Below are 19,125 nucleotides of genomic sequence, written 5' to 3' on the forward strand. Positions count from 1 at the left end.
CGGTGGCGGGGTGGTCCGCCCGGCGCGCGCTGCTCACCTCGCCCCGGCGGATCGTCGCCGTCGTGTCGGCCGTCGTGTCCGTCACGCTCACCGTCGCCGGCTACGTCACCTACCGGCAGCTCCCGCCGGGCTGGGCCTGGGACGTTCCCGCCACTCCGGACATGTCGGTCGGCGTGACCTTCCCGCTGGTGGGGGCGTTCCTGCTGGCCCACCGGTCGCGCCCGCCCACCGCGTGGCTGATGTGCCTGGGCGGCTTCGGCTGCGCGGTCAGCACCTTCGCCGGCGCCATGATGCTGCGCTCGGGCGCCGACGGCGCGATGGCGGCCGCCGGGTACTACCGCCACATCTCCGGCCTGGGCTGGATCTTCGGCGGAATCCTGCTGGCCACCGTACTGCCGCTGTACTCTCCCGACGGGCGGCTGCCGTCGCGGCGCTGGCGCCCGGTGGCGGCGCTGGCGTTCACGGTCATGGCGGCGGAGGGGTTCCGCGCGCTCACCCGCCCGACCCCGCCGCTCCGGAACTACCCGCTGCCGAGGGTCGTCCCGAACCCGTTCGCCGTCGAGGCGCTGGCCCCCCACATGGAGTGGATGCTCCTGGCCTCGACGTGGGCGATCAACGCCATGGCCGTCCTGGCCCTGGTCTCCCTGGCCGTCCGCTTCCGGGGCGCCGACCCGGTGCTGCGCCGCCAGATCGCCTGGCCGCTGAGCACGTTCGGCCTGTACGTCGTCGTCCTGCTCGGCGGTCCCGCCTGGTGGCTGCCGGCGACCGTCCTCACCGGGCTTATCCCGGTCTCCATCGCCTTCGCCGTGCTGCGCTACCGGCTCTACGGCATCGACACCGTGGCCGGCCGCGCCTTCGTGGCCGCCGGGCTGATCGCCGCGGTCAGCGTGGTCTACTTCGGTGCGGGCGCCGTGGCCGGGCTGTTCCTGTCCGACTACGCCCCGGTCGGCGGGGCGATCGCGGCGCTGTTCGCCGGCGCGGTCTTCCACCCGCTCCGCCGCGTGCTGCGGCTGTGGGCCGACCGGCTCCTGTACGGCACGCGCGGCGACCCGCGGGCGCTGACCGCGCGGCTGGCCGCGGAGGCCGCCCAGGCCGAGCCGGCGAACGCGCTCGCCGCCATGGCCGCGGTGATCCGCGACGTGCTGAGCGTCACCGGGGTCGCGGTCGAGGCGGACGGCGTGGAGGGCAGGGCGGCGGAGATCGGGCTGCTGGGCCCCACCCCGCGGGCGGTGCCGCTGGTCTGGCACGGGGAGCCGGTGGGGCGGTTGCTGCTGGGCTCCCCCGGCCCCCGCCGGTTCGCCGCCGCGCACAACGACCGGCTCATCGCGGCGGCCACGCCGTACGTGGCGGACGTCGTGCACGCCGTACGGATGACCGCCGACCTGCGGCGCTCCCGCGAGCGCATCCTGAGCGCCCGCGAGGAGGAGCGCCGCCGCCTGCGCCGCGACCTGCACGACGGGCTCGGGCACGCGCTGACCGACATGGCCATGTCGATCAACATGGCCAGGATCACCCTGCGCACCTCCCCCGACTCGGCCGACCTGCTGCTGGCCGAGCTGCGCGGCGCCATGGACACGGTCAGCCGGGAGGTCAGGGAGCTGGTGTACGGCCTGCGCCCGCCGACCCTGGACGAGCTGGGCCTGGCCGGGGCCGTACGGGCGCTGGCCGCCGAGGGGGATCCCGTGGTGGCCGTGGAGACGGCGGGCGAACTGTCCGACCTGCCCGCCGCCGCGGAGGTGGCCGCCTACCGGATCGCCCAGGAGGCGCTGACCAACATCCGCAAGCACGCCGGGGCCCGGACCGCGACGGTCTCGCTGGCCCGCGGGGAGTCGCTGACGGTACGGGTGCAGGACGACGGCAAGGGGCTGCCGGGGACGGCCCGCTCCGGTGTGGGCCTGCTGTCGATGCGCGAGCGCGCCGCCGAGCTGGGCGGAACGTGCGTGGTCGGCGCGGCCCCGGGCGGCGGCACCGTCGTGGAGGCCGTCCTGCCGCTTCCGGCGGGCCGCGAACCTCCGGTCCCGGCCGGGCGGCGGTGAGCCCTCCACCGGGCCGGAACGGGCCCCCGGCCCCGGACGGACGCGGGCCTTCGAGAACCCGGCCGGATGCGAACCTCCGATCCGCAGCCGGACGTGAGCCTTCGGCCCAGACGGGCGGAGACGACGTTCCGGTTCCGGTTCCGGTTCCGGTTCCGGGCGAATGTGAACCTTCTGCGCCGCTCGGCGCTCTAACAACGAGCAGACGAACCGTTCCGAGGAGACCGTTGTGAAATACCGGGCCCTGGTCGCCGGCGCCGCACTCGCCGTGACCGCCCCCGCTCTCTCCGCCCCCGCCCAGGCATCCGCCGGGACGGCCGCTTCCGCCGCGAACCCCGCGGCGGCCTCGGCCCCGGCCCGCGCGGCGGCCACCGTACGCGGCGTCTACTTCGACTACAAGGACGGCGGCGTCCAGGTGACGACCGGACCCGGCGGGCGACAGGTGACCATCCCGTCGAGCGGGGGTTCCTTCGTCGGGCAGTTCTCCGCGTCGCCGGACGGCGGGCGCGTCGCCTGGATCGACGACAAGGGCCGCCTGCACGTCAGGTCGGCCGCCGGGGACAAGGTCGTCGCCACCGGCGCGGCCTACGGCGGGCCGTGCGTGACCCCCGCCTGGAGCGCCGACGGCAGGCGGATCGCCTTCCCCAGGAGGGGCGATTCGGAAGCCGCGACGGTGGCCGCGGTCGGCGCCTCCGGCGGGCGGGTGACCGTCCTCGGCCGCACCCCCGGCCCCTGCCACCTGGCGTGGTCGGCCGACGGCCGGACGCTCGCCGGCTACGCCGGGGACACCGCCGGCGTCCACCTGCTCGACACCCGCACCCACCGCTCCCGCAAGGCGCCCGGCATCAGGCTCGCCAACCACGTGGGGAGCGTCTCGCCCGACGGGCGCCGGGTCGTGGTGAACGCGATCTCCGCGAACGCCCCGGGCGGCGACGGCTCCTGGCCCGCCTGGTACAGCCCGTCGGTCTACGACACGACGACCGGAAAGAAGATCGCCCTCCCGGTGAAGGGCAGGGCACTGAGCGCCCACTACCTGCGCGACGGCCGCCTGGCCGTCCGGGTGAAGGGCGCCTCGGCCAACACGCTCGTCGTCCTCGACCGCTCGGGGAAGGAGGTCCGGCGCGTCACCGAGCCCGCTTCGGCGCGGAGGCTCGGCCTGCTCGGCGTCACCGGCTGACGGATACGGGCCGCCCCCTTCCCCGGGCGGCCCGCACCGGCCGTTCCGGCGGGAGCCGCTCCCTCCCCGCACCGGTCGTTCGGCGGGAACCCCTCCCTCCCCGGACCGGCCGGTCCGGCGGGAGCGGTTCCCTCCCCGGACCGGCCGCCCGCCGGCTCCGGGGTGTCCCGATCGCCCCGCAACCGTCTCCCGCGAGGCCGGGAATAGGGTGGGGGCGTGGCTCAACTCCGTATCGCCCTGGCCCAGACCAACCCCGTCGTCGGCGACCTCGCCGGCAATGCGGACAGACTCGTCGAGTGGACCGGGCGCGCCGCGGACCGGGGCGCGCACCTGGTGGTCTTCACCGAGATGTTCCTGACCGGTTACCCGGCCGAGGACCTCGTGTTGCGCAGCTCGTTCGTGGAGGCGTCGATCGCCGCGATCGAGGACGTCGCCCGGCGGCTGGCCGACGAGGGCCTCGGCGAGATCCCGGTGGTGGTGGGCTACGTCGACCGGGCCGGCCTGGCGCCCCGGGTCGGGCAGCCCAAGGGCGCCCCGCTGGACGCCGCCGCGCTGCTGCACCGCGGCCGGGTCGTCACCAGGACCGCCAAGCACCACCTGCCGAACTACGGCGTCTTCGACGAGTACCGCTACTTCGTGCGCGGCGACCGCCTGCCGATCTTCCGCCTGCACGGGGTGGACGTGGCGATCGCCGTCTGCGAGGACCTGTGGCAGGACGGCGGGCCGGTCTCGGTCGTGGCCGAGGCGGGGGCCGGGCTGCTGGTGGTGCCGAACGCCTCGCCGTACGAGAGGGAGAAGGACGACGTCCGGCTGGAGCTGGTCTCCCGGCGGGCGCGGGAGGCGGGCTGCGCCCTCGCCTACGCCAACCAGGTCGGCGGGCAGGACGAACTGGTCTTCGACGGCGACTCGATCATCGTCTCGGCCTCCGGTGAGCTCGTCGCGCGGGCCGCGCAGTTCTCCGAGGAGCTCCTGGTCACCGACCTGGAACTGCCCGAGGCCCGGTACGGCGGGCTCGGGTCGTTCGAGGTGGACGCCCACGACGGCACGGTGATCACGGTGGAGCGGGTGGAGCTGGCCGCGTTCCCCGTCGAGCCGTACACCCCGCAGCCCCCCTCCGTGGCGCCGCACCTGGACGACCCCGCCGAGGTCTACTCGGCCCTGGTGCTCGGGCTTCGCGACTACGTCGCCAAGAACGGCTTCCGGTCGGTCATCCTGGGCCTGTCCGGCGGGATCGACTCGGCGCTGACCGCCACGATCGCCTCCGACGCCGTCGGCCCCGACCGGGTGCACGCGGTCATGCTGCCCTCGCTCCACTCCTCCGAGCACTCCCTGAGCGACGCCCGGGAGCTGGTGGACCGGCAGGGGATCAACGCCCGGATGGTGCCGATCGCCGACATCGTCGAGGCGTTCGAGAAGGAGATCGAGCTGTCCGGCCTGGCCGCGGAGAACCTCCAGGCCCGGGTGCGCGGCATGATCCTGATGGGCCTGTCCAACGAGCACGGCCACCTGGTGCTCACCACCGGCAACAAGAGCGAGCTGGCGGTCGGCTACTCCACCCTCTACGGCGACTCCGCCGGCGGCTTCGCGCCCCTCAAGGACGTGCTCAAGACCCAGGTCTGGGAGCTGTCCCGCTGGCGCAACGCCCAGGCGGGCACCTCCGGCGACTTCCTGTACGGCTTCGACCGGCCACCGATCCCGGAGAACTCCATCTCCAAGGAGCCGAGCGCGGAGCTGCGGCCCGGCCAGCGCGACACCGACTCCCTGCCGCCGTACGACGTGCTCGACCCGCTGCTCGGTGACTACGTCGAGAAGGACATGGGCTCGGCCCGGCTCGTCGCGGCCGGCCACGACCCGGAGCTGGTGGCCAGGGTCATCCGCCTGGTGGACCTCGCCGAGTACAAGCGCCGCCAGTACCCGCCGGGCCCGAAGATCACCCCGAAGAACTTCGGCCGCGACCGCCGCCTCCCCATCACCAACCGCTGGCGCGAACAGGCCCCCTGAGATCCGGGCGCCCGGCGGTGAGGACGGGACGGCGGACCGGCGCGGCACACCCCATGGCCATGATCGGCATGCCCGCACCACCGTCATGACGGCGGATCATCGCTGCGGCGTTCCGGTCCCATGACCTCGCGGTTCGAACCGAGCGGTCGCCGATCAGCCCTGAGACCTGCGCGGATGAATATCCGGCACCCGTGATTTCCCCTCGTACGGGCAGGAGCCGTGCGTACACTCGAAGGCATGACCGCCGCCCATGACTACGACGACGTACACCACCTCGTCGAGCAGCTGACCCCCGACCAACTGGTCGAGGTCCGCGCCCACGCGCTCCGGCTGGTCACCGGTCGCCGGACCTTCGTGCCGTGGAGCGAGCTCAGGCGCACCGCCGCCCGCCTGCCACGCATCGACTACGTCGAGTTCCGGAGCGACGTCGATGCCGCGATCGACTCCGACACCCTGCTCGGGGACGCTCGGTGAGTGACCCGCGCAACCTCCTGCTGGACACCTCCGCCGTCATCGATCTCGAGCGACTCGACGAGCAGTACATCGCCGGCACTCTCGGCTGCCGGCCAGGTGACCTGCGTCCGGCGATCAGCTCCGTCTCGATGGCCGAACTCGCGGCAGGTCCGCATGCGGCCAAGACCGCCGACGCGCGAGCCGTACGGCAGGCAGTGCTGCAGTGGGCGGAGTCCACCTTCGATCCGATCCCTTTCGACACCGACGCCGCCCGCGCCTACGGAATCATCTACGCGCTCGTGCTGGACCTCGGCCGCCAGCCGCGTAAGCGGCTGGCCGATCTGCTGATCGCGTCGGTCGCCGCGGCCAACGGCCTTCCCCTGGTGACCCGGAACCCTGGTGACTTCGCTGGGCTGGAGTCCCAGATTCAAGTGATCGCCGCCTGAAACGGCCTATACCGCTCCAGAACCCATCGCGTAGGACCTGAGCTGGGAGTTCTCCGAAAGGACGATGCGGCTCGGCGGTACTCGTTGATCAGTTCGCCGGAAAGGCGAGGCTTCCGTTCCGCGGAGGCTCGGTCAGCGAGGTAGGGCGCGCTCCAGGTAGGCGCGGAGGAGGCGCTTGGTCTCGGCGATGTAGGAGGGGTCGCCCCCGGGGGACTCGCGGAAGGCGAGTTTGAGGAGCGCGTCGGCGGCCTCGACGGCGACGCGGAGCGAACGGTTCAGGTCGCCCGCGTCGAGACCGTCCGCCGTCCCCGGGAGGAGCCGTCCGGCGAGATAGGTGGCGAGGGACTCGGCCACCGCGCGGTTCTCGCCGAAGTCGATGACCGCGAAACCCGGGACCGTGCGCTTCATCTCGACGTACTCGTCCACCACCAGGTCCACCGTGTCCGGCCAGTCCGCCGCCCCCGTGAGCCGCAGCTGGATCCGGGCCAGGAAACGCTCCAGGTTGCGCCGGGCCAGGGCGTCGGCCAGGCCGCGCTTGTCGCGGAAGAAACGGTAGATCGAGCCGATCGGCACCTCGGCGCGGGCCGCCACCGCCCGGGTGCTCAACGCGTCGTAGCCGCCCTCGTCGAGCAGGGCCGCCGCAGCGTCGAGCATCTGGTTCACCCGCTCCACGCTGCGTTGCTGGACCGGGCTTCTGCGTACGGAGGATCCCACGGCGTCCATCATGCCGCGAACAGCAGGATGAGCCCTCCGATGGTGTAGCAGACCATCAGGACCAGCAGCGGGATCTGCCCGGCGACCGCCTTCTCCGGCGGGAAGAGCCGTACGGACCGGTCGTGTGCGGCGACCACGCCGAGCACGTGGCCGGCCACGATGGCCAGCACCTGGACGGAGGCGATCGCGCCGGGGCCCACCACGTCCGGGTCCACGGTCCGGTCCAGGCCGAGCGAGAGGACGACCGCCCGCTGTCCCTCGATGACGAGGAGCGAGAAGTAGTGGGCGATCAGGTAGCCGACCGCGACGGGGACCAGCGAGTGGGCGAACAGCCGGGCCGCGCCGCGCCCGCCGGTCGCCCCGGCTCCCCCGCTCGCACGGCCTTCCCCGCTCGTACCGACCGCTCCGCCGGACGGCACGGCTCGCCCGCTCGCACGGCCTTCCCCGCTCGCGCCGACCGCTCCGCCGGACGGCACGGGTACGGCGGCGGCCCCGACCCGTCCGGCCCGGCCGATCAGTCCGGCGGCGGCGGTGCAGGCCCGGTAGAGGGCCGCCACGAGGCCGATCGCGGCGAGCAGGCCGAGCGTCCCGGTGACCGTACGGCCCAGCGGCCCGGTCTGCAGGAGTTCCACCCACCACGGGGAGTCGGAGAACCCGTCGTATCCGGTGGTGCCCAGCAGCACGCACACGACGGCGACCAGCCCCGGGGCCGGACGCAGGGCGTCGAGCCCGTCGAGGGGGTTGCGCAGGACCAGCCTGCCGTCGTCCCTGCGGCCGAGGGGCGAGAGGCGGCCGATCAGGGCGGAGTAGACCTCGAAGGCGTCGGCCCGGTCGAACCACCGCGTCCCGTACCGGAAGGCCGCGGCCAGGTGGGCGGCGCCGTACAGGGTGAAGAAGACGGCCAGCGTGGTCGTCGAGGCGGGGGCGGGCGAGGCCAGTTCCATCCAGGCGAAGGCGGTCAGGCCGAGCGCGGCGGGCCGGTAGCCGAACGGCGCGGGCCCCTTGTCCCGGCCGCCGAGCAGCAGGTGGATCGTGCGCAGCGGGTTGAGGAGCCGCCATACCGGCCCGAGCAGCAGCGACGCCGGGATCAGTCCGGTCCAGAGGATCACGTAGACCAGGTGGGCGGCCGGGTTCCGGCCGGGGTCGTCGGGCCCGAGGAGCGTCCAGGCCGCGGTGAAGACGGCCCCGGCCAGCCCGATGACCCGCAGCGTCCACCGGACCCGTGCCCCCTCGGGGAGCCGTACCGGCCGACCGGCCGCCCCGCCGCGGAACCGCGAGTCGGCCCAGAGCAGGGCGAGCCCGAGGAACGACACGAACAGCGCCGCGAACGCCCCGGCGAAGGCGTAGAACAGCGGGATCGGCAGGTCGTGCCGGCTCCCCAGCCCATGGGCGAGGACCCCGGTGACGTCGTGACCGGGAAGGCCGGCCAGGAGGCGGACCGGCGGCCGGGCCACGGCGTGGGACAGGACCCCGGTGACGTCGTGCCCGGTCAGCGCCTGCATCGGCGGCCCGGCCGTGGAGCGGGACAGGATCCCGGTGACGTCGTGGCCGGTCAGCGCGTGGATCGGCGGCCGGGCCGCGGTGTGGGCGAGGAGGCGCGTCATCGGATGACGAGCTGGGTCAGGACGAGGCCGGACTCGTGGGTCTCGACCTCGAACAGCCCGGTGCGGTCGGCGACGACGTCGAGGGTGACGGGCCTGCCGGGCTCCAGGCGGCGGGTGAGGTCGAAGCCGTGGACGTGGATCTCGTCGGCGACGTCGGAGGTGACGACCAGGCGGACCGCCTGTCCCCTGGTGACCTCGACGCGGCCGGGCGGCGGGGTCACCCGGCCGCCGGTGACGGTGATCTCGACCGTCGGCCCCTTGGGAGCGCCGTAGGCGTCGTAGGGCGGGGGCGCGGAGGCCACGCTGTGGTCGGTGCCGGGATTGTGGTGTCCGGTGGAGACGTTGCAGGCGGCCAGCAGCAGGCAGGCGCCCAGGGCCGCCACCGCCCGCCGCCTCACGCGGGCACCTCCTCGGCGGGGGCCGCCGCCGTACGGCTCGGCCTGCGGGCGAGCAGGACGACCGCCCAGAGGACCCAGACCCCGCAGAGCAGGCCCCGGATCCAGCCGGGGCCGACCGGCAGCAGCGGGATCATCACGACCGCCTTGTCGAACGCGTCGATCAGGGCGAGGACGCCGAGCACGACCGTGAACCAGCCGAACCCCCGGCCCCTCCGCGGCCCTCCGGCTCCGGTTTCCACTCCGGCGCCGGTCCCGCCGGCGGCCCCGGCTCCGGCCTCCCCGGCCCCGGCGGCGACCCCGGCTCCGGTCCCGCCGCGTGACCGGCCACCGGGCCGCAGCCACAGCAGGCCCGCGCCGATCCACCACGCCCCCATCAGCACCAGGGCGGCGGCGGGCAGCGGGGTGTGGCCGTAGGCCGCGCCGAGGACGTCCAGGGTCAGGCCCGTGAGCCCGGCGACCGTGACGGCCAGACCGGCCCGGGAGCGGAGCGCGCGGCGCCGGAGCAGGACCGCGACCAGGCCGAGCGCGAGGGAGCCGGCGAGGGCGAGCTGCACCTCGACCCTGGCCGCGCCCGCCGCGCCGTACCATTCGCAGCCGGCCGGGAGGCGCCGCTCGCGGATGCTGTAGTCGTTGCACAGGTAGCCCTTGGCGAGCTTGACCGGTTCGCCGAGGATCCGGGACGGCCCGGCCGAGCCGCAGGCGGGCAGCGCCCACGGGGTGGAGGGGCCGGCGTCGTCCTGCCAGCAGTTACCGGTCCCCTGCCCGTCCCACGAGACGCCGGCGCCGTTGGGGCGGCTCACGCCTTCGGGCGTGACGCCGAGGCGGTTGCCCTCGTAGAGGTTGTGGTGGGAGGTGTCGAACTGCTTGCCCAGGGCCCCCTCCCCGCGGATGAAGGCGGGCACCGCGAGCAGGTCGAAGGCGGCGGACTCGTGGCCCCAGATCCAGTTGTCGCGGAAGACGTTCCAGTTGCCGCCCGCGGTGATGATCCCGGTGCCCCGGGGCATGCCGATCTGGGGACAGACGACGCCCCGCTCGTAGCCGCGTTCGGCCGCGGGCTTGGCGCAGGTGCCGTCGGCGACGTACCGGTAGTAGTCCCGGTTGTTGTCGTGGATCCGGTTGCGCTCGAAGCGGGCGTGGTTCTGCGGCAGGCCCGGGTGCCCGGCGAACGCGCTGTCCATCGAGGCGCCGCCCATGTTGTCGAAGAACTCGTTGTCGTGGACGTACACCGAGTCGCCCGCCGTGCCGGAGTAGCCGACCATGTTGCCGTGGCTCTTGCAGCGCCGGATCTCGATGGAGTAGCGCGGCACGTCGTGGCCCCGGCCGTCGTTGATGTTCGAGGCGCTGCCCGGGTAGAGCCCGGAGTCGCCGTTGCCGTGCGACTCGCAGTCGGTGTAGAGGCCGTGGTCGCTGGCGAAGGTCAGGAAGCCGTACTCGTCGTTCCAGCGGGTGAGCATCGTGTCGATGACGAAGCCGTCGGCGGCGAGGATGTAGATCGAGTTGAACGTGGTCCGCTGGGCGGTGAAGTTGCGGAAGTAGATCCCGTTGGCCGTGTCGGCGCGGATCGCGTTGAGCTTCCGGTACTGCGCGTCGATGATCACGTCCGTCGGCTTAGCGCCGGTGCCCTCGATCTGCAGGTCCTTGATCCCGAGGATGGCGACCAGGTTCTGGTTGTGCGGGCACTGCCGCTGCTGCTCGTAGGAGAGGATCTGGTAGCCCCAGGCCGACCAGCGGGCGGGCAGGTGGGCGCAGGCGCCGGTGGGCTCCGGCAGGCTGGGCTCCTCCAGGTAGACGCCGGGCAGGATCGCGATGTTCATTCCGGGCCGGTCGACCTTGTCCACCGCCTCCTGCAGGTGGCGGTACCCCTGCCCCTGGCAGCGGTCGAACAGCTCCAGGTTGCGCCGCCTGAGGTCGGGCGGGAAGTCCGCGATCCGCCTGCCGAAGTCGGCGCGGTCGCTCTTGCAGACCAGCAGGTCGGGTTCCCCGGTACGGTGCACCGGGACGCTGCCCGTGCCGTCGGGGAGTTTCACGGGGCGTTCCTCGTGGGCGAGGGCCGCGGAGGCGGGCAGCAGCAGGGCGAGGGTCAGCGCGACGACGGTCGCGGCCCCGCGTAACGGGCGCATGGCCGCGAGAGTAGAACAATGTTCATCTTTTGCCCAGGCCTGTTTTCGGGCGCCGGGCCCGGGACCGGTCCCCCGGACGGGGCCGGCCCCCGGACGGACCGGTTCTCAGGCGGCGGGCGCCAGGCCGGCCAGGAGCTGGTCGACGATCCGCTCGGCGATGCCGGCCGGTGACTCCGTGGTCCCGTCGGGTCCCGCGTCGCGCATGTACCACGTGACGGTGCCGATCAGCGCCGCCATCGCGACGGGCACGTCGAGGTCGGCCCGGAGCTCGCCGGTGGCGGTACCCCTCCGCAGCACGGCGGCCAGCACCTCCCGGCGCGGCTCGATCAGGGCCTGGCGGACCCGCGCGACGAGACGCGGGTGCCGCTCGGCGTCGTTCATCACGATGCTCATCACGCACCGGCGGCGCGCGTCACACGAGTCGCGCACGACGACCTCGAGGTAGGCGACGAGATCCTCGCGGACCGACTCGCCCCGCAGCTCCGGCAGCGGCGACTTGAGCCGGGCGAGGGCGTCGACGCACAGGTCTTCCTTGTTGGCCCAGCGCCGGTAGATGGTGGTCTTGCCCACCCCGGCCCGGGCGGCGATCGCCTCGATCGACAGCTCGGCGATGTTCATGCCCTCGCCGAGCAGGTCGAGGGTGGCGTCGATGATCGCCTGTTCCGCCCGGGCGCTGCGGGGACGGCCCGCCGGGCGGGCCGCTCGCGTCTCGTCAGTCGTGCTCATCGCACGTCTACACTACTGCCGGTTCCCTGTCGCGGTCCCCCTCCCCGATTGCGGAGTCGGAGGCGGGAGCGACGGCCGCGCCGCCGTCGCCGGACGGCAGCCACCTGAGCGCCACCAGCGCCCCGATCAGCGTGATCGCCGCCGAGACCAGCGCGGTGACGTGCATGCCGTCCAGGAAGGCCGTCTTGGCGGGCTCCACCAGGGCCGCGCCGCGCGCGCCGAGGCTCTGGGCCACGCCCATCGTGTCCGTCAGCGACTCGCCCGCGACGTGCCTGAGCTTCTCGGGCAGCCCGGCCAGCGCGGGGGCGATCTCGTCGCGGTAGGTCGCCGACAGCACCGAGCCGAGCAGGGCCACGCCGAGCGCGCCCGCGACCTGCCGGACGGTGTTGCTCATGGCGGAGCCGACACCGGCCTTCTCCCTGGGCAGGGCCTCCATGATCGCGGTGGTCGCCGGCGGCATGATGTTGGCCATGGCCGCGCCCTGGACGAAGAAGACGATCTCGATGACCACGAGCGGCGTGCTTCGGTCCATCAGCGCGTAGGAGGCCAGCACGCCGGCCACGACGAGCATGCTCAGGGTGGCGGTCGGCTTGCCGCCGAAGCGGCGGACCATCCGCTGGCTGAGCGGGGCGAAGATGAGCTGGGCCGCGGCGAACGGGATCATCAGCGCGCCGGCCTGCAGCGGGGTGTGGCCGAGGACGACCTGCAGGTAGAAGACCAGGAAGAACATCGCGCCCATCATCGCGAAGAACACGATGCCGATCAGGCCGACCGCGGTGGCGAAGCGGGCGTCGCGGAAGTAGGTGACGTCGAAGGCCGGGTGGTCGACGCGGCGCTCGTACCAGACGAAGAGGCCCAGTACGGCCACGCCGAGGAGCGTCGGGACGAGCACCTCGGCGCTGGCGACGGTGGCCAGCTCGCCGCCCCGGATGATGCCGTAGGTGAGGGCGACCAGGCCGATGATGGACAGCAGCACGCCGGCCGGGTCGAGCCTGGACGGCCTGGGGTCGCGCGACTCGGGCACGACCAGGGTGATGAGCACCATGGCGACCAGGACGATCGGCAGGTTGATCAGGAAGACCGAGCCCCACCAGAAGTGCTCGATCAGCAGGCCGCCGGTGATCGGGCCGATCGCCACGGCGAGGCCGACACCCCCGGCCCACACGCCGATCGCCTTACCGCGCTCGTGCGGCGGGAAGACGTTGGAGATGATGGCGAGGGTCGCCGGCATGATCGCGGCGCCGCCGACCCCCATGAACGCCCGCGCCACGATGAGCTGGCCCGGGTCCTGGGCGTAGGCGCTGGCCAGCGAGGCGAGGCCGAAGAGCGCCATGCCGACCAGCAGCATGCGCCTGCGGCCGGTGCGGTCGCCGATGACCCCGAAGGTGAACAGCAGGCCCGCGAAGACGAGCGTGTAGGAGTTGATCGCCCATTCCATCTGGCTCTGGGTCGCGCCGAGTCCCTCCTCCGGGTCGGCGATCGTCTTGAGGGCGACGTTGAGGATCGTGTTGTCGAGGACGACGGCCAGGAGGCTGAAGACCAGCACTCCCAGTACCTGCCATCGTCTCGGGTGGCCGAGCTGCGGTTCCATGGGTCCCCGTTTTCGATACGATTAAGTTTCGCAACGTGACCGTATCGCTCCCACTTCCGATACGCAACTGTTTCGTTTCGTATTTACCGGATGTCAATCCTCCGGAAACATCCCGGGCCGGGTCCCGGGCCGGGCCGCCGGGAGGACCCCCGCCGGCCGGGCCGGGACCATCGCCTCAGCCCGGAGCCGGACCGCCGCCCGGACCGCCGCCAGCCGCCGAACCGCCGGCCCGGACCACCGGCCCGGCCCGGGCCGTCCCGGATTCACCGCACCGGGACGGAGCACCTCACACGACGGCGGCCACCGGCCGCTCCTCCGGGACCTCGGCCGGCATCCGCCGCCAGAAGGGCAGCGCGATCAGCACCATCCCCGTCGCCACCAGCCCGGCGGCGACGAAGGCCCAGCCCGGCCCGCCGTGGTCGATGATCGCCCCGGCGATCGGGGACGAGGCGGCGCCGCCGATCAGCAGCGCCGTGCCGTGCAGGCCCATCGCCTCTCCCCGCGCCGCGGCCGGGACCCGGTGGCTGAGGCCCTCGACCGTGGACGACAGTCCCGGCGCGCACAGCAGGCCGGCCGGCAGCAGCGCCAGCAGCAGCCACCGCCAGTCGCCGCTCACCAGCCCCACCGGCACGGTGAGCAGGCCCATCCCGCCGATCAGGACCAGCGGCGAGGCGCCCCGGGGCAGCGTGCCGTACACGAAGCCGCCGACCAGCGAGTACAGGCACCACACCCCGATGGCCAGGCCGGTCCACGCGGTGTCACCGGCGTCCTTCACCGCCGCCACCAGGGCCAGCTCGGAGGCGGTCAGCACGAACGTCGCCGCCGCGGCGGTGCCGAGCAGCGCGACGACGCCGGAGGTCAGCCACCGGCGGCGCGGCACCCGCTCCGCCGGGGCCGAGAGCTCCTCGGCCGAACGGGTCGGCGGGTTCAGCAGGATCAGGGCCGCGCCCGAGCCGGTCAGGCCGATCGCGACGGCGCACATCGTCCACGCGCTGCCCAGCTGCGTGACGCCGAGGACGCCGAGGGCGGGCCCGGTCATGTAGGAGAGCTCGACCATGATCGAGTCGAGGGAGAAGCCGATCCGGCGCTGGTGGGGCGGGACCAGGGCCGCCAGGCACTGCCGGATCACGCTGAACACCGGCAGGGCCAGCAACCCGGCCACCACCGAGGCGACGACCAGCACCGGGTACGGCAGCACCCACGCCGTGGACCAGAAGGCGAGCTGGGCGAAGGTGGTCACGAACAGCACCGGGCGCAGGCCGTACCGGTCGACGAACCGCCCGGCCAGCGGCGACCCGACGGCCATCCCCACCGTCGTGGCCGCGCCGGCCCCGCCTGCCTCCAGCCATCCCAGGCCGAGGGTGTTGTTGATGTGCAACGTCAGCGTGATGCCCGTCGCCGTGGACGGGATGCGGGCGATCATGCCCACCAGCAGCAGTGTTCGCACACCGGGAAGCGCGAGCAGACGACGGTAAGGTTCGATGGCCATTTTTATTGCTTACCTCCGGGTGCATTCTGTCCTATGCCCCCGACAAGATCGCCACTGGATTACCCGGCGGTGCGGGGGTGTTGCACCTTCGGAGCGCGTGCAATCATCGAAGACGTCCGGGGACGCCACTGGGGCGCCTCGAGACTTCACAGGGAGGCTCCCATGTCCTCTTCCGTCACAAGCCGGCCGACCGCTCTCTACGGCGGCCAGGCGGGACGAAGGGTCACCGTCCGCGACGTGGCCGCCGCCAAGGAGCGCGGCGAGAGGTGGCCGATGGTCACCGCGTACGACGCGATGACCGCGAAGGTGTTCGACGAGGCCGGAATCCCGGTGCTGCTCGTCGGCGACTCGGCCGCCATGGTCGTGTACGGCTACGACTCCACGCTGCCGGTCACCGTGGACGACCTGCTGCCGCTGACCGCGGCCGTGGTGCGCGGGTCGTCGCGGGCCATGGTGGTGGCCGACCTGCCGTTCGGCTCCTACCAGGCGTCCCCCCAGCAGGCCCTGGAGACGGCCGCCCGCTTCATGAAGGAGGGCGGGGCGCACGCGGTCAAGCTGGAGGGCGGCCGCCGGGTGCTGCCGCAGGTCGAGGCGCTGGTCTCGGCGGGCATCCCGGTCATGGCGCACCTCGGCCTGACCCCCCAGTCGGTCAACACCTTCGGCGGCTACCGCGTCCAGGGCCGCGGCCAGGCCGGCGACGAGCTGATGTCCGACGCCAAGGACCTGGAGTACGCCGGGGCCTTCGCAGTGGTTCTGGAGTGCGTCCCGGCCGAGCTCGCCGAGCGGGTCACCCGGTCGCTGTCGATCCCCACCGTCGGCATCGGCGCCGGGCCCTCCACCGACGCCCAGGTCCTCGTCTGGCAGGACCTGATGGGCCTGACCCCCCACCCCGCCAAGTTCGTCAAGAAGTACTTCGACCTCGCCGGGGAGATGGACCGGGCGGTCCGCGCCTTCGCCGACGAGGTGGCCGGCGGGGCCTTCCCGGCCGCCGAGCACAGCTACCACTGACGCGCCGCCGCGCCGCCGTACCGGCTCGCGGGCCGGTACGGCGGCGCGGTCAGGCCAGGGTCGAGGGGTCGGTGTTGCCGCCGCAGACGACCACGGCCACCCGCTCCCCGGGGGCCGGGACGTACGCCCCGCACCGCAGGGCCGCGTAGGCGGCGGCCCCGCCGTACTCGGCGGCCACCCGGAAGGACCGCCACAGCTCCAGCCGGGCGGCGGCGATGTCCTCGTCGCCGACCAGGACGCCGCGTACCCCCGCCGCACGGGCGAGGCCGTAGCCGATGGTCCCGATCCGGCTGGCGCCCAGGGAGTCGGCCGCGATCCCGCCGACCTCGACCCGGACCGGCCCGCCCGCCGCCAGGGCGCGGTCGAGGGTGGGGATGCGCTCGGGCTCGACGGCCACCACCCGCGCCCGGCCGTCCAGCGCGGCGACGATCCCGCCGAGCAGCCCGCCGCCGCCGACCGCGACGAGCACCGTTTCGACGCCCCCGGTCTGCTCCAGCAGCTCCAGCCCGGCCGTGCCCTGCCCGGCCACCACCTCGGCCTGGTCGTAGGCGTGGACCTCAAGGGCGCCGGTCTCGGCGGCCCGCTTGAGCGACGCCTCGTACGCCTCGGCGTAGACGGCGCCGGTCTGCGTGACCTCCGCGCCCAGCGCGCGCAGCCCGGCGACCTTCACCGGGCTGGAGACCGTGGGCACGAAGATCTCCGCCCGGACGCCCAGTTCCCGCGCGACGTACGCCACCGCCAGCCCGTGGTTGCCGCCGCTCGCCGCGATCAGCCCGGCCGCGGGCAGGTCGCCCGCGGCCAGCGCCCGGTTGAAGCCGCCCCGCACCTTGAACGACCCGGTGTGCTGGGTCAGCTCCAGCTTCAGGAACAGCTCCGGCGACACCTCCAGCACCGGCGTACGGCGGACCCGCCCGGCCAGGCGCCCGGCGGCCCGCGTCACGTCGTCGATCGACACGCTCATCGGTGGTCTCTCCCCGCCGTTCCCGGTCGGCGGTCCCTCACGAGAGGGCCTGGCTGAAGTCGGCCCAGAGGTCCTCGATGTGCTCGATGCCGACCGCGACCCGGACCGTGCCCTCGCCGATCCCGTGCCGGGCGAGCTCCTCAGCCGTCAGCGAGCGGTGCGAGGTGGTCGCCGGGTGCAGGATGAGCGTCTCGACGCCGCCGAGCGACGGGGCCAGCAGCGCCAGCCGTACCGAGCTCATGAACCTCTCCCCCGCGGCGCGCCCGCCGGCCAGGTCGAAGGAGAAGACGCCGCCGAAGTCCGGCAGCAGCTTGACCGCCAGCTCGTGCGAGGGGTGGGAGGGCAGGCCCGGCCAGTGGACGGCCGTGACGGCCGGGTGGTCCGCCAGGCGGGTGGCCAGCTCGCGCGTGTTGGCGCAGTGCCGCTCCATGCGCAGCGGCAGGGTCTGCATGCCGCGCAGCGTGAGCCAGGCCGCGAACGGGTCGGCGGTGGCGCCCAGCTCGACCGCGAAGTGCCACACCTTCCGGTACAGCTCGTCGGAGGCGAAGACCGCGACGCCGCCGAGGACGTCGGTGTGCCCGCTCAGGTACTTGGTGGAGGAGTGCACCACGACGTCCGCGCCGTGCTCCAGCGGGCGGCACAGGATCGGCGAGGCGAAGGTGTTGTCCACGACCGAGACCAGCCCGGCCTCGCGCGCCGCGGCGCACATCCCGGGCAGGTCGGCGACCTGGGTGACCGGGTTGGCGATGGTCTCCAGGTAGACGACCTTCGTCTCCGGCCGTACGGCCGCGCGCAGCGCCCCGGGGTCGTCCTCGGGCACGTAGGAGACCGTGATCCCGAACCTCGTGACCAGGTCGTTGATCATCCCGGCGGTGCCGCCGTAGAGGGCCCGCTGGGCGATCAGGTGGTCGCCCGGCTTGAGCAGGCCGAGCAGCACCGAGTTGATCGCCCCCATGCCCGAGGCGGTGGCCACGGCGCCGGCGCCGCCCTCCAGGCCGGCGACGGCCTCCTCCAGTGACCGGACGGTCGGGTTGGACAGCCGCCCGTAGACGAAGGGACCGTCCGGGCGGCTCATCCCGTCGGCGAAGACGGACGGGTCCTCGAAGACGAAGCCGGAGGTCTGGTAGATCGGCACCGCGATGGGCCGGCTGCCCTCAAGGGGCGGCTGCGGGTGGTGGACGACACGTGTCTCGGGGTGAAGCTCGCTCATGCGACCAGGATGACCCGCGGGGAGGCCCACTGTCAGATCCGGCACGACGGGACCGGCCCGTCATTCGACCGGATCACGCCCGGATCCGGGAGGACGGGACCCGGCCCGGGAGACCGGAGGGGGCGCAAGAGCCAGGAGAGCCAGGAGGGGTGGGAGAAGGTCCCGCGGGGGCTCCCGAACCTGGTCTTACGCGCTTTCCATACCTTCCAGGGGGATTTGTGAATTCCTCACTGTCGCCGGGCGCGTCCGCCCGCCAGCATCGGAGGCATGACAGCGATTCTGGTGGACGGCCTCCGTAAGCACTACGGGGACTTCGCCGCCGTCCGGGACGTCTCCTTCGACGTCTCGCAGGGCGAGGTCTTCGCTCTGCTCGGCCGTAACGGCGCCGGCAAGACCACGACCCTGGAGGTGCTGGCGGGCTTCGCGGCCCCCGACGCCGGCACGGTGCGCGTGCTCGGCCTCGACCCCGTCAAAGATCGCACGGAGGTACGGCGGAGCTGCGGCATCATGCTCCAGGAGGCCGGGTTCTTCCCCGACCTGACCGTGGCGCAGACCGTGGACGCCTGGCGCGACTTCGTCGCCGCCCCCCGGCCGCGTGACGAGGCCCTGGAGATGACCGGGCTGACCGCCAAGACCGGCACGAAGGTGCGGCAGCTCTCCGGCGGGGAGAAGCGCCGCCTGGACCTGGCCCTGGCCATCCTCAGCCGACCCGACGTGCTCTTCCTCGACGAGCCGACCACCGGCATGGACCCCGAGGCCCGCCGGAACACCTGGGACGTCATCCGCGACCTCGCCGGGCAGGGCACCACGGTCCTGCTCACCACGCACTACCTGGAGGAGGCCCAGCGGCTGGCCTCCCGTATGGCGATCATGGATCACGGGGAGGTCGTGGCGAGCGGCGGCATGGCCGAGACCCTCGCCGCCCAGACCGGCCGGGTCGCCTTCGAGCTCCCCGGCGCGGTCACGCCGGAGGAGCTGCCGCTCCCGCCGTCCTCGGTGGAGGGCCGGACCGCGGTGTACCGGATCGCCGACCCCGACCTCGCCGCGCGGACCCTGCTGAACTGGGCCGGCGAGCGCGGCCTGCGCCTGCACGGCCTGGAGGTCCGCACGGCGACCCTCGAAGACCTGTTCCTGGACCTCGCCGCGGACGCCGACGGGCGCCCGGAGAACGAGCACGCGAAGGAGGTGGCGTGA

The 19,125-nt window shown here is 73.5% G+C and carries 16 protein-coding genes; 7 read left to right on the top strand and 9 right to left on the bottom strand.

Features of this window, described 5'->3' with window-relative positions; translation table 11 throughout:
- Positions 1-2 precede the first annotated feature (2 nt).
- The 5 genes from IEZ10_RS01635 (at position 3) to IEZ10_RS01655 (ending at position 6,110) form a co-directional block, all read left to right on the top strand.
- Positions 3-2,036: a sensor histidine kinase gene (locus IEZ10_RS01635; protein ID WP_189244629.1), complete on the top strand. Its 2,034-nt coding sequence runs from the start codon at positions 3-5 to the stop codon at positions 2,034-2,036.
- Positions 2,037-2,262: 226 nt separating this feature from the next.
- A complete protein-coding gene (locus IEZ10_RS01640) occupies positions 2,263-3,210 on the top strand; it encodes a TolB family protein (RefSeq protein ID WP_189244630.1) in 948 nt (315 codons plus the stop codon).
- Between the two features lie 216 nt (positions 3,211-3,426).
- Positions 3,427-5,211, top strand: coding sequence for an NAD+ synthase (locus IEZ10_RS01645; protein WP_189244631.1), 1,785 nt, complete (start codon positions 3,427-3,429; stop codon positions 5,209-5,211).
- 237 nt (positions 5,212-5,448) lie between these two features.
- The gene (locus IEZ10_RS01650) at positions 5,449-5,685 is read left to right on the top strand and encodes a hypothetical protein (protein WP_189244632.1); all 237 of its coding nucleotides are present in this window, start codon (positions 5,449-5,451) and stop codon (positions 5,683-5,685) included.
- Positions 5,682-6,110, top strand: coding sequence for a type II toxin-antitoxin system VapC family toxin (locus IEZ10_RS01655; RefSeq protein WP_189244633.1), 429 nt, complete (start codon positions 5,682-5,684; stop codon positions 6,108-6,110). Before IEZ10_RS01650 ends, IEZ10_RS01655 begins: the two co-directional genes overlap by 4 nt.
- Before the next feature lie 132 nt (positions 6,111-6,242).
- On the opposite strand, the gene IEZ10_RS01660 is transcribed toward IEZ10_RS01655, so the two are convergent.
- The 7 genes from IEZ10_RS01660 to IEZ10_RS01690 form a co-directional block, all read right to left on the bottom strand.
- Positions 6,243-6,833, bottom strand: coding sequence for a TetR/AcrR family transcriptional regulator (locus IEZ10_RS01660; protein WP_189245050.1), 591 nt, complete (start codon positions 6,831-6,833; stop codon positions 6,243-6,245).
- A complete protein-coding gene (locus IEZ10_RS01665; RefSeq protein ID WP_229810840.1) occupies positions 6,833-8,428 on the bottom strand; it encodes a hypothetical protein in 1,596 nt (531 codons plus the stop codon). Before IEZ10_RS01665 ends, IEZ10_RS01660 begins: the two co-directional genes overlap by 1 nt.
- Positions 8,425-8,826 carry a cupredoxin domain-containing protein gene (locus tag IEZ10_RS01670; protein ID WP_189244634.1) on the bottom strand — a complete coding sequence of 134 codons (402 nt, stop codon included), beginning with the start codon at positions 8,824-8,826 and terminating at the stop codon, positions 8,425-8,427. Before IEZ10_RS01670 ends, IEZ10_RS01665 begins: the two co-directional genes overlap by 4 nt.
- Complete coding sequence (locus IEZ10_RS01675) at positions 8,823-10,946, bottom strand: right-handed parallel beta-helix repeat-containing protein (RefSeq protein ID WP_189244635.1); 2,124 nt, start codon at positions 10,944-10,946, stop codon at positions 8,823-8,825. The genes IEZ10_RS01670 and IEZ10_RS01675 overlap by 4 nt, the downstream gene beginning before the upstream one ends.
- 105 nt (positions 10,947-11,051) lie before the next feature.
- Positions 11,052-11,672: a TetR/AcrR family transcriptional regulator gene (locus tag IEZ10_RS01680; RefSeq protein WP_189244636.1), complete on the bottom strand. Its 621-nt coding sequence runs from the start codon at positions 11,670-11,672 to the stop codon at positions 11,052-11,054.
- Positions 11,673-11,679: 7 nt separating this feature from the next.
- Positions 11,680-13,263 carry an MFS transporter gene (locus tag IEZ10_RS01685; protein WP_189244637.1) on the bottom strand — a complete coding sequence of 528 codons (1,584 nt, stop codon included), beginning with the start codon at positions 13,261-13,263 and terminating at the stop codon, positions 11,680-11,682.
- 286 nt (positions 13,264-13,549) lie between these two features.
- The gene (locus tag IEZ10_RS01690) at positions 13,550-14,752 is read right to left on the bottom strand and encodes an MFS transporter (protein ID WP_189244638.1); all 1,203 of its coding nucleotides are present in this window, start codon (positions 14,750-14,752) and stop codon (positions 13,550-13,552) included.
- Positions 14,753-14,914: 162 nt separating this feature from the next.
- Between IEZ10_RS01690 and panB the strand changes: the two genes are divergently transcribed.
- The gene (panB, locus tag IEZ10_RS01695; protein ID WP_189244639.1) at positions 14,915-15,760 is read left to right on the top strand and encodes a 3-methyl-2-oxobutanoate hydroxymethyltransferase; all 846 of its coding nucleotides are present in this window, start codon (positions 14,915-14,917) and stop codon (positions 15,758-15,760) included.
- Positions 15,761-15,809: 49 nt separating this feature from the next.
- On the opposite strand, the gene IEZ10_RS01700 is transcribed toward panB, so the two are convergent.
- Both IEZ10_RS01700 and IEZ10_RS01705 read right to left on the bottom strand, forming a co-directional pair.
- Positions 15,810-16,721 carry a threonine/serine dehydratase gene (locus IEZ10_RS01700; RefSeq protein WP_189244640.1) on the bottom strand — a complete coding sequence of 304 codons (912 nt, stop codon included), beginning with the start codon at positions 16,719-16,721 and terminating at the stop codon, positions 15,810-15,812.
- A 37-nt stretch (positions 16,722-16,758) separates the two neighbouring features.
- Complete coding sequence (locus IEZ10_RS01705) at positions 16,759-17,931, bottom strand: trans-sulfuration enzyme family protein (RefSeq protein ID WP_189244641.1); 1,173 nt, start codon at positions 17,929-17,931, stop codon at positions 16,759-16,761.
- Between the two features lie 267 nt (positions 17,932-18,198).
- Between IEZ10_RS01705 and IEZ10_RS01710 the strand changes: the two genes are divergently transcribed.
- On the top strand, positions 18,199-19,125 hold the full coding sequence (locus IEZ10_RS01710) for an ABC transporter ATP-binding protein (RefSeq protein ID WP_189244642.1): 927 nt from the start codon (positions 18,199-18,201) through the stop codon (positions 19,123-19,125).

The sequence above is a fragment of the Streptosporangium pseudovulgare genome, assembly GCF_014648055.1.
GTDB lineage: Bacteria > Actinomycetota > Actinomycetes > Streptosporangiales > Streptosporangiaceae > Streptosporangium > Streptosporangium pseudovulgare.